The organism is Denitromonas iodatirespirans (genome assembly GCF_018524365.1).
Lineage (GTDB): Bacteria > Pseudomonadota > Gammaproteobacteria > Burkholderiales > Rhodocyclaceae > Nitrogeniibacter > Nitrogeniibacter iodatirespirans.
In genome coordinates this window covers 242,147-258,294 of record NZ_JAEKFT010000003.1, presented here as the reverse complement: position 1 = coordinate 258,294, position 16,148 = coordinate 242,147, and the positions used below count along the sequence as shown (strand labels likewise).

Genomic DNA, 16,148 nt, shown 5'->3' with positions numbered 1-16,148 from the left:
CTTTTGCGTGGTGTTATCCGTCCGAAAGCAGCGTGCGCGCACCATCGAAGCGTTGCGCGAAATAGCGGTTGTCCATGCGCTCGACACGAACCACGCCCTTGCTACTCGGGGCATGGATGAACTTGCCGTCGCCCAGGTAGATGCCCATGTGGGAGTAGGGGCGCTTCATGGTGTTGAAGAAGACCAGATCGCCGGGCTTGAGTGCGTCACTGTCGATGGCCCGCGTCTGCTGCGCGATCTGAGCTGCATTGTGCGGCAGGCGAATGCCGGTGACCTGTTCGACCACGTAGCTGACCATGCCGCTGCAGTCGAGCCCGGCCTCCGGGTTGCGACCACCGAAGCGATAACCGGTCCCGAGCAAACCATAGGCGAACATGACGATCTGCTCGCCGTCGCCAGGGCGGGGCAGTTCAACGAAGGGGGTCGAGCGTGGTGCCGTGGATGTGCCGGCCGAGGGCGGAGGTGCCGTGACGGTGGAGCACGCGCTCAGCACGGCGGTCAGGGTGAAGGTAGCCAGCAGAACCGGACGATTCATGCCATCTCCGGGCAATCGGGTGGCACCAGCTTAGAGCAAGCCGCCTCAAGCGTCCAGACGAAAGGTGACCGGTCCGTGGTTGGTCAGGCTGACATACATTTCGGCGCCGAAGCGGCCGCTTTCGACCACGCCGTGCTGTCGCCGGGCGTCGGCCAGTACCACGTTGAACAGCGCTTCGGCCTGTTCAGGCGGCGCCGCGGTGCTGAAGCCCGGCCGGGTGCCCTTGCGGGTGTCGGCGGCGAGGGTGAATTGCGGCACCAGCAACAGGCCGCCGGCCACGTCGCGCAGCGACAGGTTCATCCGGTCGTCGGCGTCCTGAAACACACGGTAGCCGAGCAGCCGCTCGACCATGCGCTGCGCGTTGCGTAGCGTATCGGCGGGCTCGACGGCAATCAGCGCCAAGAGGCCGGCATCAATCCGGCCCACACATTCACCGGCCACCTCCACCCGGGCCTGCGTGACCCGCTGAATGAGGGCGATCACACCGCTTCGCCTGCGCGCCGGCAGGTCTTGGGCGATTCGCCCTCCCGGGCCAGGAGGCCATGGTCACGGTCGAGCTGCAAGGCGGTGTCGGGATCCTGGAAGCGCCCCTCGGCACTCTGGCGCAGGGTGAACACACCATCGCCGGAGCGCAGGCGCACATGGTCGTCATGGACGACCACCGAGAAGCGTTCGCCGTCGGTGCACACATAGTGAGCCCGGTGCTCGGCATCGGCGAGGTCGGCATAGCCGGCGATGCCGGCGGCGGTGGAGCCAAGGGTCAGGACGGCGGCAAGAACAAGCGTGATTCGTGGCATCGGGTGAGGGCAGGAGAGATTCAGTCGATCAGTTCGATGGTGCCGTTGACGTGCACAACGATCGTGCTGTCACCGGCTTCGATGGGGGCGGGCGCAGCTGCGGCCGACATCTCGGCCATCATCCGCCCGCGGAAGACGGGCGCCGGCCCGCCCTGGGTGTTGATGCTCATGGCCTTGAGGCGGTGACCGCGGCCCAATGCGTCGGCCACCAGCTTGGCGCGCGCTTCGAAGGCCTGGAGCGCTTCGCGGATGGCGGCGTCGTTGGCGGCGCGCAGGGTCTGCTCGGCGGGCATCAACTGCAGGTTGCCGATGGCCAAGGTCGATTGCAACTCGGCGATCAAGCGCGACAGGGCGGCGATATCGGTGCTTTCGAGCTGCAGGTTGCTACGCATCCGCCAGCCGGAAACGGTGCGGCTGCCCTTGGCGTAGATCGGCCAGGTGGAGGTGCCGGTGGTCTTGACCGAGACACCTTCGACGCGCTTGGCCACGTCCAGTGCCGAGGCGATGGCTCGATTCACCTGGCGGGCGACCGTGGCCGGGTCGTCGGCGCTGGCTTCGAAGTAGGCGTCGGCACGCGCCAGATCGTTGGCGGCGGTCACCGATCCTTCGGCGGACAGGTCAACGGTGGGCAGGGCATCGGCAGCCCGCGCGTTGAGGGCGACGATGGCGAGCAAGGCCATCGTGGCGCGAATCCAAGTTTGGCGTCGTGACATGGGCAGCATCGTCTGTTGGGGATGCCACCTTATACCGGAAGCGCGCCGCCAGGGGCAGGGCAGCGGTGTAATCGATTGTGACGCTGGCAGGCGATTGACGCGCTTGCCACCCGCGCGGGATGATGCTCGGCTTGTCATCGCTCAGGAAGTTCCGCATGTCGCCCCACCAGTCCGGAGCGCTGTATGTCGCCCTGTCGGCCAGCTGCTTCGGTGCCATGGCGATCCTCGCCAAGTACGCCTATCAGGACGGCGTCGATGTCACCACCTTGCTGCTGCTGCGCTTTTCGATTGCCGCCGCAGCGATGATCGGCATCGTCACGCTGCAACGCCGGGCCTGGCCGCGTGGGCTCAACTTCTGGCTGCTCGCGGCGATGGGCGGCATCGGCTATGTGAGCCAGTCGTTCTGCTTCTTTTCGGCGCTCGAATTCGCGTCGGCGGCGCTGGTGGCGCTGTTGCTCTACCTGCATCCGTTCATCGTCACCTTGCTGAGCGCGGTGCTGTTCGGTCAGGCATTGACGCGCATCCGCATCATCACGGTACTGGTGGCCTTGCTCGGCAGCGCGTTGGTGATCGGCGCGGATGTGTCGGGCCAGCCGACGGGTATCGCGCTCGGCTTGGCGGCCGCCGCGATCTATTCGGCCTACCTGCTGACCGCCAACCGGGTCATGCGCCAGGAGGACCCGGTTGCAGCCAGCACGGTGGTGATGGCGGCCGCGGCGGTGGTCCTCGGCATGGTGGCGGCGGTCGAGGGGCCGGCTTTGCCGCACAGCCTAGCCGGCTGGAGCGCGGTGCTGGCCATTGCCGGCGTCTCGACCGTCATTGCCATGGTGTGCCTGTTCATCGGCATTCAGCGCCTTGGCGCAGCGGATGCGGCGACGCTGTCGACGCTGGAGCCGGTGGTGACGACGATCCTCGCCGCAATCGTGCTGGGCGAGCACATCACCACCGTGCAGGCTGCCGGCGGCACGCTCATCCTGCTTGCGGTCATCGTGCTGGCCCGCTACGGCCAATCGTCCGCCGTACGCCCTGCCACATAAAAAAACGCGCAGACTCGCTGCGCGTTAAAGAGACATTTCCTGGAGGAGGTGTGGATGCCACTGGAACATCCAACACCTGCACTCTAGGCGGGATCGCATCCCGACGGTTTGACCTAAGTTAACCCTTGGCGACATAGCCGGTATCGGACGGCGTATCGATGCGACGCAGGCCTTCGGCGTGCTCGGAGAGGTGGCGCACATAGTTTTCGGCGCTGTCGATGAGGCCGGCGACTTCTTCATCGGTGAGGGTGCGGATGATCCGCCCCGGCGAGCCGACGACCAGCGAGTGGTCCGGAATTTCGCGCCCCTCGGGGATCAGCGCATTGGCGCCGATCAAACAGCCGCGGCCGATTTTCGCGCCGTTGAGCACGACGGCGTTGATGCCGATCAGCGAACCGTCGCCGATCTCGCAGCCATGGAGCATCACCATGTGGCCGATGGTGACATTGGCGCCGATGGTCAGCGGAACACCGTCGTCGGTGTGCAGCACGGAGCCGTCCTGCACATTCGAATTGTCGCCGATGGTGATCGGGTCGTTGTCGCCCCGCAGCACCGCGTTGTACCAGATGCTCACGTTGCGACCGAGAATCACCCGCCCCAGCACCGTTGCGTTGTCAGCGACCCAGCTGCCTGCCCCCAGGACCGGGGTGCGCTGGTCGAGCGCGTAAATCGCCATTGTCTTGTCCTCTCTGCCCGAGCGTCTGCGCGCCTGTCGGCCAGCGTGTTGCGGCCGCGAAAACGGCAATCATATCAACCCTATGTTGCGGTGCAAACCGAAAAATCCGTTGAAATCCCGGCTTTTAGCCCGCAGCGCCAGGCGCCGGACCCGCCGCGGTGATAGCATGCCGGCTCACCCGAAACAGCGAATCGCGCGCCAATGCTCAGTTACCGCCATGCCTACCATGCCGGCAATCATGCCGACGTCCTCAAGCACCTGACCTTGGCGCTGACGCTGGATTATTTCAACCAGAAACCGGCGCCGTACTGGTACATCGACACCCATGCAGGTCCGGGCAGTTACCGCCTCGACCAAGGCCCGGCCGCCCGCACGCGCGAGTTCGAGACCGGTGTGGCGCGCATCGCCGGCGTCCGGCCGCGGCCGAAGTCGATCCAGCGCTACCTGGAAGCGGTGGGCTGCACCGCCAGGAGCGGGGCACCGGCGGTGTATCCGGGGTCGCCGGAGATCGCCCAGCGCTTGCTGCGCGACGACGATCGCCTGCGCCTGTTCGAACTGCATCCGACCGATTTCGACGCCCTCAGCAAGCATTTTGCCCATGCTGGCCGTCGCGCACAGGTGAGCAAGGCCGACGGTTTCTCCTCGCTCAAGGCCTTGTTGCCGCCCCCGCCGCGGCGCGCCGTGGTATTGATCGACCCGCCCTACGAGGTGAAGCAGGACTACGATACCCTGATCGCCACGCTCGAAGACGCGCTCAAGCGTTTTCCCACCGGGTGCTATCTGGTGTGGTATCCGATCCTCGCCCGGCCGGAATCGCGTCGCTTGCCCAAGCGCCTGCTCAAGTTGGGTGAGGCGGCCCGCGGCTGGCTGCATGCCACGCTGTCAGTGAGCCTGCCCGCCGAGGACGGCCTGGGCATGACCGGCAGCGGCATGTTCGTCCTCAACCCGCCCTGGCTGCTCGCCGAACAGCTTGCCGAAGCGCTGCCCTGGCTGTGCCAGCAATTGGCCGGCGATGGCCCGGCGGACTACCATCTCGACAGCCATAGCGTTTGAGGGGCAGGGCATGACACCAGCGGCCGACCACACTGAACTGCTCGCCTTGCGCGATGCGCTGCGCGACTTCGCCGAGGCCCGAGACTGGGGGCAGTTCCATACCCCGAAGAACCTGGCCATGGCGCTGATCGGCGAAGCGGCCGAAGTGGTGGAGCACTTCCAGTGGCGTACCGCTGAAGAATCGGCCCGGTTGCCCGATCCCGATTGCGCCGAGGTCGCGCTCGAGCTGGCCGACGTACTGCTCTACCTGGTGCGCCTGGCCGATGTGCTGGATATCGACCTGGCCGATGCGGCACGGCGCAAGCTGGCGATCAACGAAGCCCGCTACCCGGCCGAGAAAGCGCATGGCCGGGCCGACAAATACACGCGGCTGTGAGTGCCCCCATGCCCGGCCAGGCCGTCAGATCTCCACCACTTCGTCGAGCGTGATGTCGACGATCAGATCGTTGGACAAGGCCTCGAGCGCCGCCTTGAGCGCCGCCGCATCCAGGTCGTGGCCGCCTTGCAGGCTGGCCCGGGCATGGAAGAGCGTCTCGCCCGACATCGGCGCGCTGGAAATGAGCGTGTTGAGTTCTTCGACATTCACCGCATGGCGGGCGAGCACCTGCGACACTTCACGCACAATGCCCACACGGTCCTGGCCGACGAGTGTCAGATGCAGGCGCCGGAGCGTTTCCGGTGCGGCCACCTCGCTGGCACGGGTGACCGTGACCTTGAGCGCATCCATGGACTCGAGCGCCGCGATCAGGCCGTCGGCAGCGTCGTCCGCGACCGCAACACGCAGGATGCCGGCAAACTTGCCGGCCAGCTGCGCCATCGACGATTCCAGCCAGTTGCCGCCAGCATTGCTGATGGTGGTGGCCAGCGCTTCAACCAGGCCGGGGCGATCATCGCCAATGGCCGTCAGAACAAGGCTACGCATGGGGCAACACTCCCGTCGACATGATGTTTCGATTGTAGGCGAAAGCCGGCCTAGGTGTTCGGGAGGGCGGCCATGATCACCGTCTGGGACCTCTTGCCGATCGGGCTGCTCGCCGCGCTGGCCTGGTACTGGATGGATTCGCTCAAGGCACGGGAGGCGGCGCTGCTGTCGGCCCGGTCGGCCTGCGCCTTGCGGCACTTCCAGCTCCTCGACGAGACGGTGTCCACCGAGCGCACCCGCCTGGCGCGCAACGCCAACGGGCAAGTGGTACTGCGGCGGGTCTATCGTTTCGAGTTCTCGGATACCGGCGACAACCGCCGCCCGGGCTCGGTCGTGATGCTCGGGCGCGAAGTCGAGTTGGTCCAGTTGGCCGGGGTGCTCGAAGCGGTGAAGTAGCTGAAATTACAAGGCGTCGCCAGCCGCCACCGCCGACGACCAGGCCCACTGGAAGTTGTAGCCGCCCAGATGGCCGGTCACATCGACCACTTCGCCGATGAAGTACAGACCGGGCACCTTGAGTGCCGCCATGGTCTTGGAGGAAAGCGCGCGGGTGTCGACACCGCCGAGCGTGACCTCCGCCTTGGCAAAGCCCTGGGTGCCGGATGGCGCCAGCGACCAGTCGGCCAGCTGCGCGGCGATCTGCTGGCGCAACTTGTTGCCGATCTGGCGCATCGGCGTCTGCCAGCCGTGCAAGTCCGCCCAGGCTTTGGCAAAGCGCTTGGGCAGCAGCTCGCCGAGTTGGTTGCCGAGCAAGGCCTGGCTGTCGGCATGCTCGGCGAGCCAGTCCAGGGCGTTGTGGTCGGGCAGCAGATCCAGGCGCACCGGCTCGGGATGCCCGGCCGCACAGGCCTGCTGCCAATAGCTGGAGATCTGCAAAATGGCCGGGCCGGACAGGCCGCGATGGGTGATCAGGGCGCGTTCGCGGAACTCGCCGTCGGCGCACCGTGCGACCACGTCGAAGGCCGCACCGGCCAGCGGCGCCAGCGCGGCGAGCGTTTCGGCGTCGAGCGTCAAGGGGACCAGGGCAGGGCGGGGCGGCACGACCGGTAGATCGAACTGCCGAGCGATCCGGTAGCCCAGATCCGTGGCGCCGATCTTTGGAATCGACAGGCCGCCGGTGGCAACCACCAATGCGGCGGCGTCGAAATTCCCGTGATCGGTGTGCACCACGAAGCGCGCCGCCGGTGTCTGCTCGACCGATTCGATCGTCACCGGGGCGGCCCAGTCCACCTGACCGTCATCGCATTCATGCACCAGCATGTCGATGATCTGCTGGCTGCTGTCGTCGCAGAACAGCTGGCCCAAGGTTTTCTCGTGATAGCGGATGCCATGCCGTTCGACGAGGGCGATGAAATCCTGAGGGCGGTAGCGTGCCAGGGCCGAACGGCAAAAATGCGGGTTTTGCGAGAGGAAGTTGCCCGCGGCAACCACGCGGTTGGTGAAGTTGCAGCGGCCGCCGCCGGAGATGCGGATTTTCTCGGCCAGCGATGTCGCATGGTCGACGAGCAGCACCCGCCGCCCGCGCGCCGCCGCCCGGGCAGCGCACAACATGCCGGCGGCACCGGCACCGATGACTATCGCGTCGTAGCTACGCTTCACCGCCGGGCCACCTTGTCGAATGCGAAGCGGCGAAGCTTAACGATGCGGCGGGCCGGACGCAATGCGGTGCTCCCGTCGGCAAGCCTTCGGCGGCAAGCGCCTTGTCCCGCATCGATGCCCATGCCTTAATAGCAGCATCGGTGGCGGCATCTGCGCGGCGCCGCCATCATCCCATCCGGCCGGACGGTCGGTGCAATGAGGAGGCCCTATGAATAGCAAGCGCTTGACGGACAACGTATTGGCACAGAATCTGGCCGGGCTCGATGGCTGGCAGCTGAACGATGACAGCACCGCTATTTCCCGCAGCTTCCGGTTTCGCGATTTCAACGCCGCTTTCGGCTTCATGAGCCGGATCGCGCTGATGGCCGAGCGGCTCGATCATCATCCCGAGTGGTCGAACGTCTACAACCGCGTCGACATCACCCTGAGCACGCATGATGTCGGCGGCCTGTCCGAGAAGGACATGGTGCTGGCACGCTTCATCAACGAACTTGGCGCATGATGCGCTGCGCCATGATCGACTGTTCTTGCGGTGGTAAGCTGACGGGCGCAGACGGCACCACCACAGCTGGGCTCCGACCATAAAAAGACCGACAGGAGCGGCCGTCAGGGAGAACAGATGAAGCAGATCGAATGGCGCGCGTTTCCTTACGGGGACCGCGTGTATCGCTACACCGGTTCGGCGCTCGAAACGCACTGGCCGGTGCTGCATGGCAGTGATCGCGAGGTCTTTCCAGACGCCCGGCGCGTGGCGGACCAGCTCGAGCGCTGCGGCCCTGCCTTGTCGCATGACGCCGATCCCAATTCCCTGGCAGAGCTCCTCCAGTCCGCCTGGCGCGACTACCATGCCGGCGATTTCTGTGCCGCCATGACCACCGGCCGTGCGATCGGCCCGATTGGCGCGGTGGTTGCCGGCCGTGCAGCCATTGCCTATGCCATGCATCTGGAAAGCGATCCGGAGCGCGTGCTGACGCTGTTGTGCGAAGCGGCGACCGCCTGCGAGCAGCTCAGCCAGATCGAACCGGGCTGGGCCAACGTCTGGTACACCCATGCCCTGGCGCTGGCCCGCTACAGCCACCAGATTTCCGTGGTCAAGGCGCTCGGCCGAGGGCTCGGCGGCAAGGTGCGCCAGAGCCTGATGATCGCTGTGGCACTCGAACCCGAGCATGCGGCCGCGCATGCGGCACTCGGTGCCTACCATATCGAAGTGGTGGACAAGGTCGGCAGCGTCGTTGGCCGACTGACCCACGGGGCGAGCCGGACGCTGGGGTTGCGGCATTTCGAGCGGGCCATCGTGCTCGACCCCGAATCGCCCAGCATCCGCATCGCCTACGCCAATGCCCTGGCATTGAACCGGCGCAGCCGGCGCAACGCTGCGATCGAGCGCAATATCGCGGCCGCCGCCAACTGCCAGCCCAAGGATGCGATTGCACATCTCGACGCCGAGCTGGCCAGGAGCCTGCAGGAAGGCGTCGAGGCCTAGAAAGAAAAAACCGGCACTTCGGCCGGTTTTTCTGTGGCGTGCCGGGCAGGGCGCTTAAACGGCCTCCAGCGCCTGGGTGAGATCGGCGAGGATGTCGTCGATATGCTCGATGCCGATCGACAGGCGCACCATGTCTTCCGACACGCCGGCCTTTTCCAGTTCAGCCAGCGACAACTGGCGATGCGTGGTACTGGCCGGATGGCAGGCCAGCGACTTGGCATCGCCGATGTTGACCAGGCGCGTCACCAGCTTGAGCGCGTCCTGGAAGCGACCGCCGGCGGCCAGCCCGCCCTTGACGCCGAAAGACAGAATGCCCGAGGCACGCCCGCCCATGTATTTCTCGACCAGACCAAAATCCTTGTGATTGCGCAGACCCGCGTAGTTCACCCACTCGACCTTGTCATGGCCTTGCAGAAACTCGGCGACGCGCACTGCGTTCTCGCAGATGCGGTCCATGCGCAGGGCCACGGTTTCGATACCCTGCAGGATCAGGAAGGCGTTGAACGGGCTGATCGCCGCACCCATGTTGCGCAGGGGGACGACGCGGGCACGGGCGATGAAGGCCGCGGCACCGAGGGCCTCGGTATACACCACGCCGTGATAGGACGGATCGGGTTCGTTGAGGCGGCGGAAGCGCGCCTTGTGCTCGGCCCACGGGAACTTGCCCGAATCGACGATCATGCCGCCGATCGAATTGCCATGCCCGCCCAGGTACTTGGTCAGCGAATGCACCACGATGTCGGCGCCGTGCTCGATCGGCCGGCACAGATAGGGGGTCGGCACCGTGTTGTCGACGATGACCGGAATGCCCTTGCGATGGGCGATCTCGACCAATCGCTCGAAGTCGGTAATGTTTCCCAGCGGGTTGCCCACCGACTCGCAGAAGATCGCTTTGGTGCGCTCGTCGATCAGGCTCTCGAACTGCTCCGGCGTGCGGTAGTCGGCAAAGCGGACCGTGATGCCCATCTGCGGCAGGGTGTGGGCAAACAGGTTGTAGGTGCCGCCATACAGCGTCGAGGCGGAGACGATGTTGTCACCGGCCTCGGCAATGGTCTGGATGGCGTAGGTGATGGCGGCCATGCCCGAGGCCAGCGCCAGACCGGCAATGCCGCCTTCCATCGCGGCAACCCGGGCTTCGAGCACCGCCTGGGTCGGGTTCATGATGCGGGTATAGATGTTGCCTTCGACCTTGAGGTCAAACAGGTCGGCACCATGCTGCGTATCGTTGAAGGCATACGAGGTGGTCTGGTAAATGGGGACGGCCACCGCGTTGGTCGTCGGATCGGGTGAATAGCCGCCGTGGACGGCCAGTGTCTCGAGTTTCATCGATGCGCCCCTCTGCTTGTCGGTCAAAGGAGCGGAGTATACCAAGCGCCACCCGGTCCGGGCGGCGGCCGGTGCAGTTGGTCGATTTGCCCTTGACCGTGCGAAAAATCACGACTAGAAAAGAAGTTCAAGCGGTGTTCAAAAATCGCAATTCCGGCAGATGCCCAACGGGTGGTTGCTCCAACTGTCGGACGAAAAACATATTGACGGAGGAGAAAACATGATTGCGTCAGCCGAACGCATGGCCGGGTGGCTGGATGTTGCAGCAGCGCCGCTGTGGTCAGCCGCGGTAGCAACCATCCGGATTCATCCGATATGCATGCATCACTGCACCTGCCACGCCATTTCGCTCAACGGCCGCTGGGTGTGCTCCAGCGACGGCAGCCTGACCATTTTCCACAGCCGCCAGTCGGCCGAGCATTTTCTTGAGTTGGCACACATCGATCACTACGAAGACGGGGATCCTGCCGAAATCTCCGCCAGTTTTCCGCTGAAAACCCAGTGCGTCTCGTTCCGGCCACAAAAGGGCCTTGAGGCCTGCCGGATGCACTGCGCCGAACAATACCGGCTTGACTCCTGAGGGTTCAGGGGTTGCGGGGTGTTGCCTGCATGGCGGCTGTGAGAACAGCCGCCATTTTTACGTCGAACGCCACCAGCACGATCCGCTCGATGCTGAGGGGGGATTCGAGCGCACGCCGGCATTCGGCAACGGCGATCTGCGCCGCGGCCTCGGCCGGGAAACCATACACGCCGCAACTGATCGCCGGGAAGGCGATGCTGCTCGCCGCCTGTTGATCGGCCAGGACGAGACTGTTCCGGTAGCACGCGGCCAGCAAGTCGGCCTCCTGGTGACCACCACCGCGCCACACCGGCCCGACCGTATGCACGATCCAGCGTGCGGGCAGGCGAAAGCCCGGAGTGAGCCGGGCTTCACCCGTGGGGCAGCCGCCCAGGCGGCGGCAATGCGTGAGCAACTCGGGGCCTGCGGCCCGATGGATGGCGCCGTCGACACCGCCGCCACCGAGCAGACTCTCGTTGGCGGCATTGACAATCACATCCACCGACAAGCGGGTGATGTCTCCCTGCCAAACGGATAGATCCTGTTTTTCCATGCGCCGGGCCTCGCTTCAGCGCACGTGGTCGGCGGCTTCTGTGGCTGCACACGATGCCAGCGCTTCGAGCTGAACCGCACAATATTTGAACTCGGGGATCTTGCCCCACGGATCGAGCGCGTCGTGCGTGAGCAGGTTGGCAGCGGCTTCCCGATAGCAGAAGGGCAGGAACACCTCTCCCTCCCGCATTCCGGCGTCGACCCGCACCTGCGCCTCGACTTGGCCGCGCCGCGAGTACAGCCTGACCATGTCGCCGGGTCCGACACCGAGACCCGCCATCACGGACGGCGCCATCATCACCACCGGATCGGGTTCGAGCGCATCGAGCACCGTTGCCCGGCGGGTCATGGCGCCGGTGTGCCAATGTTCGAGCAGGCGCCCGGTGATCAGCACCAGGGGGTACTCGGTGTCGGGCCGTTCGGCCGCGGGCACCAGGCCTGCCGGGACGATCCGGGCCCGCCCGTTGGACGTGGGAAAGTCGTCGGAAAACAGGATCGGCTGGCCGGGGTCGTCGGCGCTGTGGCACGGGTAGGTGATCGACTCCTCGCGCAGCAGCCGCTGCCAGTCGATGCCGGCAATCGAAGGCATCAGGCGGCGCATCTCGTCGAACACGCCGGCGGTATCCTGGAACGGCCATTGACAACCCATACGCATGGCAAGCTGTTGCAGGATCCACAGATCCTGGCGCGCATCGCCCGGGGGTTTCAACGCCGCGCGGCCGAGTTGCACCCGACGGTCGGTGTTGGTGAAGCTGCCGTCCTTTTCGGGGAATGCCGACGCGGGCAGCACCACGTCGGCAAACGCCGCCGTTTCGGTCAGGAAGATGTCCTGCACCACCAAGTGCTCCAGCGACGCCAGCGCCTGGCGTGCATGATTCAAGTCGGGGTCGGACATGGCCGGGTTTTCGCCCATGATGAGCATGCCGCGAATCTGCCCGGCCAAGGCCGCATCCATGATCTCGACCACGGTCAGCCCCGGCACCGGATCGAGCGCGCAGCCCCAGGCCGCTTCGAAACGGGCACGTATCGCCGGATCGTCCACGCGCTGGTAGTCCGGCAGCACCATCGGGATCAGCCCGGCGTCGGAGGCGCCCTGGACGTTGTTCTGGCCTCGCAGCGGGTGCAGCCCGGTGCCGGGTCGACCGATCTGCCCGGTGATCAGCGCCAGCGCGATCAGACAGCGGACGTTGTCGGTGCCATGCACATGCTGCGACACGCCCATGCCCCAGAAGATCATTGCGGCATTCGCCCGGGCGTAGCACCGCGCCACCGTGCGCAGCGTGTCCGCGTCGATGCCGCACACCGGCGCCATGCGCTCGGGTGAAAAATCGGCCACCTGCTCGCGCAGGGCGGCGAAATCTTCGGTCCGCTGCTCGACGAAATGCTGGTCAACCAGGCCCTCGTCGATGATGACGTGGATCAGGCAGTTGAGCAGGGCAACGTCGGAATCGGGGCGGAACTGAAGAAAATAACGGGCGTGGCGGGCTAGGTCGGTGCGCCGGGGATCCATCATGATCAGCGTCTTGCCCGCCTTGACCGCGTTCTTGATGAAGCTGGCGGCCACTGGATGGTTGGCCGACGGATTGGCGCCGATGATCAGGATCACATCGGCGTCGGCCACGTCGGCCACCGGATTCGACACTGCGCCCGAGCCTACCCCTTCCAGCAGCGCCGCTACCGACGAGGCATGGCACAGGCGCGTGCAGTGATCGACATTGTTGCTGCCGAAACCGGTGCGCACCAGCTTCTGGAACACGTATGCTTCCTCGTTGCTGCCCTTGGCCGAGCCGAAGCCGGCCAGACTGCGGCCGCCGTGAGCTTCGCGGATTTGGCGCAAGCCATCGGCCGCCAGGGCCAGCGCTTCGTCCCAGCTCGCTTCACGGAAGACATCGAGGGGCCGGGAGGGATCGAAGCCGTCCAGCGACTTCGGCTTGCCTTCGCGCCGGATCAGCGGGCGGGTCAGGCGCTCGGGATGGTGGATGTAGTCGAAGCCGAAGCGCCCCTTGACGCACAGACGCGCGTGATTGGCCGGCCCGTCGCGCCCCTCGACCCGCACGATCTTCTCGCCCTGGACATGGTAGGTCAGCTGGCAGCCCACGCCGCAATAGGGGCACAGCGAATCGACCTGCGTCGTCGGCGCGCTCGTCGCCGGCTCGGCGGCCACACGCAGCGCATCGGTCGGACAGGCCTGAACACACTCGCCACAGCCCACACAGCTGCTGCGGCCGAGCGGGTCGCCGAGGTCGAAAATGATGTGTGCGGCGGCGCCGCGCTGCGCGTAGCCGATCACGTCGTTCACCTGGATTTCACGGCAGGCGCGGACACAGCGGGTGCACTGGATGCACGCGTCCAGCGAAACCGTGATCGCCGGATGGGAGGTGTCGTCAGGGCAGGGCGGCCGTGCGTCGAAACGGGAAGCATCGACGCCCAACTGCCGGCGCCAGCGGGCGAACTCGCTGTCGGCGGTTTGCGCCTGTGCCGGCAAATCGGCGCTCAGCAACTCGAGGACCATCTTCTGAGCCCGCTGAGCGCGCTCGCTGGTGCTGCGCACCACCATGCCGGGTGCCGGTGCCCGGCAACAGGAGGGTGCGAGCGTCCGCTCGCCCTCGATTTCGACCACACAGGCACGACAGTTGCCGTCCGGCCGCAGGCCTGGCTGGTGGCACAGATGCGGAATCTCGATCCCGATCGCCTGCGCGGCTTCCAGGATGCTTTGCCCTGGCGCGGCGTCCAGCTCGCGGCCATCAATCGAAAAGCGGATTTGAGTTGACGGGGCAGTGTCAGCCATCGGCAAACTCCTCGGGAAAATAGCGCATTGCGCACGCCATTGCGTTGGGCGCCGCTTGGCCAAGACCGCAGATGGACGCATCGCGCATGACTTCGCCGAGCGCCTCGAGCAGTTCGGCATCCCAAACGGGCTTGGCCATCAGCCCAGCCGCCTTGTCGGTACCGACGCGGCAGGGCGTGCAACGCCCACAGGACTCGTGCGCAAAAAAACGCATGGTGTTGAGCGCCAGATCGCGGGCGCGATCCGCGGTGGAAAACACGATCACCGCTGCCGAGCCGATGAAGCAGCCATGTGGCTGCAACGTGTCGAAATCAAGCGGAACATCGGCCAGACGCGCCGGCAGCATGCCGCCCGACGCGCCGCCGGGAAAATAGCCGTACAAGGTGTGCCCCTCGGCCATTCCGCCGGCGTACTCATCGATCAACTCGCGTACCGTAATACCCGCCGGCGCGAGATACACACCCGGTTTTGCCACCCGTCCGCTCACCGAATAGCGACGCAGGCCGCTACGCCCGTGACGCCCCTCGTCCGCAAACCAGGCGCCGCCACGCTCGGCGATTTCGCGCACCCAGAACAGCGTCTCGCCATTGTGCTCCAGCGTCGGACGCCCAAACAGACCGCGTTCGGCCACATACGGGGGGCGCAGACGAGGCATGCCGCGTTTGCCTTCGAGCGACTCGATCAACGCTGACTCCTCGCCACAAACATAGGCGCCGGCACCGCGTCGCAGCTCGATGAGAGGCACGGGCACCGGGGGATCGGCGAGGAGGGCGTCGATGGCCGTCTGCATCTGCCGGCGGATGGCTGCGTACTCGTCGCGCAGGTAAATATAGATCGCCTCACAACCGCACAACTGCGCGGCGATCAATGCGCCTTCAAGCATCCGGTGCGGATCCCGTTCGAGCACCTCGCGATCCTTGAATGTGCCCGGCTCTCCTTCATCGAGATTGACCACGAGATAGCGGGGCGCCGGTTCGCCGGCCACGATGCGCCACTTGCGCGCGGCCGGGAAACCGGCTCCGCCCAAGCCACGCAAGCCCGAGGCGTCGAGCTGGGTCAGCACATGTGTCGCGGTAGCGTCGTCGTCATGGCAGGCCTTGAGCAACTCATAGCCGCCATCGGCCCGATAGGCCGCGTAGTCGATGCCCGTCGCCGCGGTGGCGCTCAGGGCTCCAGCCCCGATCGCCGTCTGGACATTCTCCAACGATGCGCGCTGTACGACATGCTGCCCCACGGTCACCGCCGGGGCTGCGTCGCATTGGCCGATACACGAGACACGTTGGATGCGAACGTTCGGCAAGTCCAATGCATCCAGTGCCGTCGCCAGCGCCTCGCTGCCCGCCATCGCACAAGCGAGCGAATCACACACCCGAACCGTCACCGCCGGCGGCAAGTCGTCGGGAGATTCGACGCAGTCGAAGTGGTGGTAGAAACTCGCAACCTCCGCCACCTCGACAGGCGCGATGCCCATCAATGCCGCAAGCGCGACCAAGTCGTCCGCAACCAGACCGCCGGTCGCGTCCTGGAGGCGATGAAGATACTCAAGCAGATGCGCTCGTTGGAAAGTCTCCAGGCCGAGGATCGACCGTACGGAAGCCATCGCGGAAGGCGTCGGCTGACGACCTTTCAGGAATGCCGACTGGCGCCGACTTCCAAGAGGAGGTGACTGAAGTGGCATGGCAGTGCAGGCGGTGCAAGAACACCGCAGACGGACAAGAGACAGCTCCCATAATGCAGATGTGCCGCGCAATCGGCAACCGTGGATGTATTGGTTGACATAATACAAATTATCGCGGTTTCCGAATCCCAAAAAAAGCGGTCTGTCTCCCGCCCTTACAGTTCCGATCCTGCTCGTGCTGCATTGATACGTCATTCAAACAGGATTGTCAACGCTGGCGGCGGACGTCGGTGCATCCAGGTTCGTCGAGCAACCTCCTCGGCGAAGCCCGCCGGCAGCCATCCTCCAGAACGTGCCGCCTGGATTTTGCCGGGTACGCTCCACGCACGCACGTACCAAGGCGCGCGTGGTTCTGTCGGATCCATGCGTGGCACCAACACAAGCCACGCCTCGACCTCGGCACGTGTGACGTCCGGCGGCAGTGCCGCTT

18 protein-coding genes are annotated in these 16,148 nt (G+C 65.5%); 7 read left to right on the top strand and 11 right to left on the bottom strand.

What is annotated here, in order from left to right; all coding sequences use genetic code 11:
• Window positions 1–13: 13 nt before the first annotated feature.
• From I8J34_RS04210 to I8J34_RS04195, 4 genes are read right to left on the bottom strand one after another with little or no spacing between them, the layout of a single operon-like run.
• Window positions 14–535 carry a C40 family peptidase gene (locus I8J34_RS04210; RefSeq protein ID WP_214360117.1) on the bottom strand — a complete coding sequence of 174 codons (522 nt, stop codon included), beginning with the start codon at window positions 533–535 and terminating at the stop codon, window positions 14–16.
• Window positions 536–580: 45 nt separating this feature from the next.
• Window positions 581–1,018, bottom strand: a complete 438-nt coding sequence (gene dtd, locus I8J34_RS04205; RefSeq protein WP_214360116.1) for a D-aminoacyl-tRNA deacylase — start codon at window positions 1,016–1,018, stop codon at window positions 581–583.
• The gene (locus tag I8J34_RS04200; RefSeq protein ID WP_214360115.1) at window positions 1,015–1,332 is read right to left on the bottom strand and encodes a hypothetical protein; all 318 of its coding nucleotides are present in this window, start codon (window positions 1,330–1,332) and stop codon (window positions 1,015–1,017) included. Before I8J34_RS04200 ends, dtd begins: the two co-directional genes overlap by 4 nt.
• Before the next feature lie 20 nt (window positions 1,333–1,352).
• The gene (locus tag I8J34_RS04195) at window positions 1,353–2,045 is read right to left on the bottom strand and encodes an SIMPL domain-containing protein (RefSeq protein WP_214360114.1); all 693 of its coding nucleotides are present in this window, start codon (window positions 2,043–2,045) and stop codon (window positions 1,353–1,355) included.
• 155 nt (window positions 2,046–2,200) lie between these two features.
• On the opposite strand from I8J34_RS04195, the gene I8J34_RS04190 reads away from it, so the two are divergent.
• Window positions 2,201–3,082: a DMT family transporter gene (locus tag I8J34_RS04190; protein WP_214360113.1), complete on the top strand. Its 882-nt coding sequence runs from the start codon at window positions 2,201–2,203 to the stop codon at window positions 3,080–3,082.
• 118 nt (window positions 3,083–3,200) lie between these two features.
• Here I8J34_RS04190 and I8J34_RS04185 read toward each other — a convergent pair whose 3' ends face one another.
• Window positions 3,201–3,758, bottom strand: a complete 558-nt coding sequence (locus I8J34_RS04185; protein ID WP_214360112.1) for a gamma carbonic anhydrase family protein — start codon at window positions 3,756–3,758, stop codon at window positions 3,201–3,203.
• A 201-nt stretch (window positions 3,759–3,959) separates the two neighbouring features.
• Between I8J34_RS04185 and I8J34_RS04180 the strand changes: the two genes are divergently transcribed.
• Together I8J34_RS04180 and I8J34_RS04175 are read left to right on the top strand one after the other, a co-directional pair.
• Window positions 3,960–4,811, top strand: coding sequence for a 23S rRNA (adenine(2030)-N(6))-methyltransferase RlmJ (locus I8J34_RS04180; protein WP_214360111.1), 852 nt, complete (start codon window positions 3,960–3,962; stop codon window positions 4,809–4,811).
• 10 nt (window positions 4,812–4,821) lie between these two features.
• The gene (locus tag I8J34_RS04175) at window positions 4,822–5,187 is read left to right on the top strand and encodes a nucleotide pyrophosphohydrolase (protein WP_214360110.1); all 366 of its coding nucleotides are present in this window, start codon (window positions 4,822–4,824) and stop codon (window positions 5,185–5,187) included.
• A 24-nt stretch (window positions 5,188–5,211) separates the two neighbouring features.
• Here the strand turns inward: I8J34_RS04175 and I8J34_RS04170 are convergent, their stop codons facing one another.
• Window positions 5,212–5,733 (bottom strand): glycine cleavage system transcriptional repressor, encoded by a 522-nt coding sequence (locus I8J34_RS04170; protein ID WP_214360109.1) that lies wholly within the window; start codon window positions 5,731–5,733, stop codon window positions 5,212–5,214.
• 72 nt (window positions 5,734–5,805) lie between these two features.
• On the opposite strand from I8J34_RS04170, the gene I8J34_RS04165 reads away from it, so the two are divergent.
• Window positions 5,806–6,129 (top strand): DUF3301 domain-containing protein, encoded by a 324-nt coding sequence (locus I8J34_RS04165; protein ID WP_313798322.1) that lies wholly within the window; start codon window positions 5,806–5,808, stop codon window positions 6,127–6,129.
• Between the two features lie 6 nt (window positions 6,130–6,135).
• Here I8J34_RS04165 and I8J34_RS04160 read toward each other — a convergent pair whose 3' ends face one another.
• Complete coding sequence (locus I8J34_RS04160) at window positions 6,136–7,332, bottom strand: BaiN/RdsA family NAD(P)/FAD-dependent oxidoreductase (protein ID WP_255553110.1); 1,197 nt, start codon at window positions 7,330–7,332, stop codon at window positions 6,136–6,138.
• Between the two features lie 208 nt (window positions 7,333–7,540).
• Here I8J34_RS04160 and I8J34_RS04155 point away from each other — a divergent pair, with 208 nt between their 5' ends.
• Entirely contained in the window at window positions 7,541–7,834 is a 294-nt protein-coding gene (locus I8J34_RS04155; protein ID WP_214360108.1) for a 4a-hydroxytetrahydrobiopterin dehydratase, read from the top strand.
• Window positions 7,835–7,951: 117 nt separating this feature from the next.
• Window positions 7,952–8,815: a hypothetical protein gene (locus I8J34_RS04150; RefSeq protein ID WP_214360107.1), complete on the top strand. Its 864-nt coding sequence runs from the start codon at window positions 7,952–7,954 to the stop codon at window positions 8,813–8,815.
• A gap of 54 nt (window positions 8,816–8,869) precedes the next feature.
• Here I8J34_RS04150 and I8J34_RS04145 read toward each other — a convergent pair whose 3' ends face one another.
• Entirely contained in the window at window positions 8,870–10,141 is a 1,272-nt protein-coding gene (locus I8J34_RS04145; protein WP_214360106.1) for an O-acetylhomoserine aminocarboxypropyltransferase/cysteine synthase family protein, read from the bottom strand.
• Between the two features lie 220 nt (window positions 10,142–10,361).
• Between I8J34_RS04145 and I8J34_RS04140 the strand changes: the two genes are divergently transcribed.
• A complete protein-coding gene (locus tag I8J34_RS04140) occupies window positions 10,362–10,721 on the top strand; it encodes a hypothetical protein (protein ID WP_214360105.1) in 360 nt (119 codons plus the stop codon).
• Between the two features lie 4 nt (window positions 10,722–10,725).
• Here I8J34_RS04140 and I8J34_RS04135 read toward each other — a convergent pair whose 3' ends face one another.
• Genes I8J34_RS04135 through I8J34_RS04125 form a run of 3 tightly spaced genes read right to left on the bottom strand, consistent with a single transcriptional unit; the run spans window position 10,726 to window position 15,640 of the window.
• The gene (locus I8J34_RS04135; protein WP_214360104.1) at window positions 10,726–11,253 is read right to left on the bottom strand and encodes an O-acetyl-ADP-ribose deacetylase; all 528 of its coding nucleotides are present in this window, start codon (window positions 11,251–11,253) and stop codon (window positions 10,726–10,728) included.
• A 15-nt stretch (window positions 11,254–11,268) separates the two neighbouring features.
• Window positions 11,269–14,040 carry a formate dehydrogenase subunit alpha gene (fdhF, locus tag I8J34_RS04130; protein ID WP_214360103.1) on the bottom strand — a complete coding sequence of 924 codons (2,772 nt, stop codon included), beginning with the start codon at window positions 14,038–14,040 and terminating at the stop codon, window positions 11,269–11,271.
• Window positions 14,033–15,640 (bottom strand): NADH-ubiquinone oxidoreductase-F iron-sulfur binding region domain-containing protein, encoded by a 1,608-nt coding sequence (locus tag I8J34_RS04125; protein ID WP_230411699.1) that lies wholly within the window; start codon window positions 15,638–15,640, stop codon window positions 14,033–14,035. The genes fdhF and I8J34_RS04125 overlap by 8 nt, the downstream gene beginning before the upstream one ends.
• Between the last annotated feature and the right edge of the window lie 508 nt (window positions 15,641–16,148).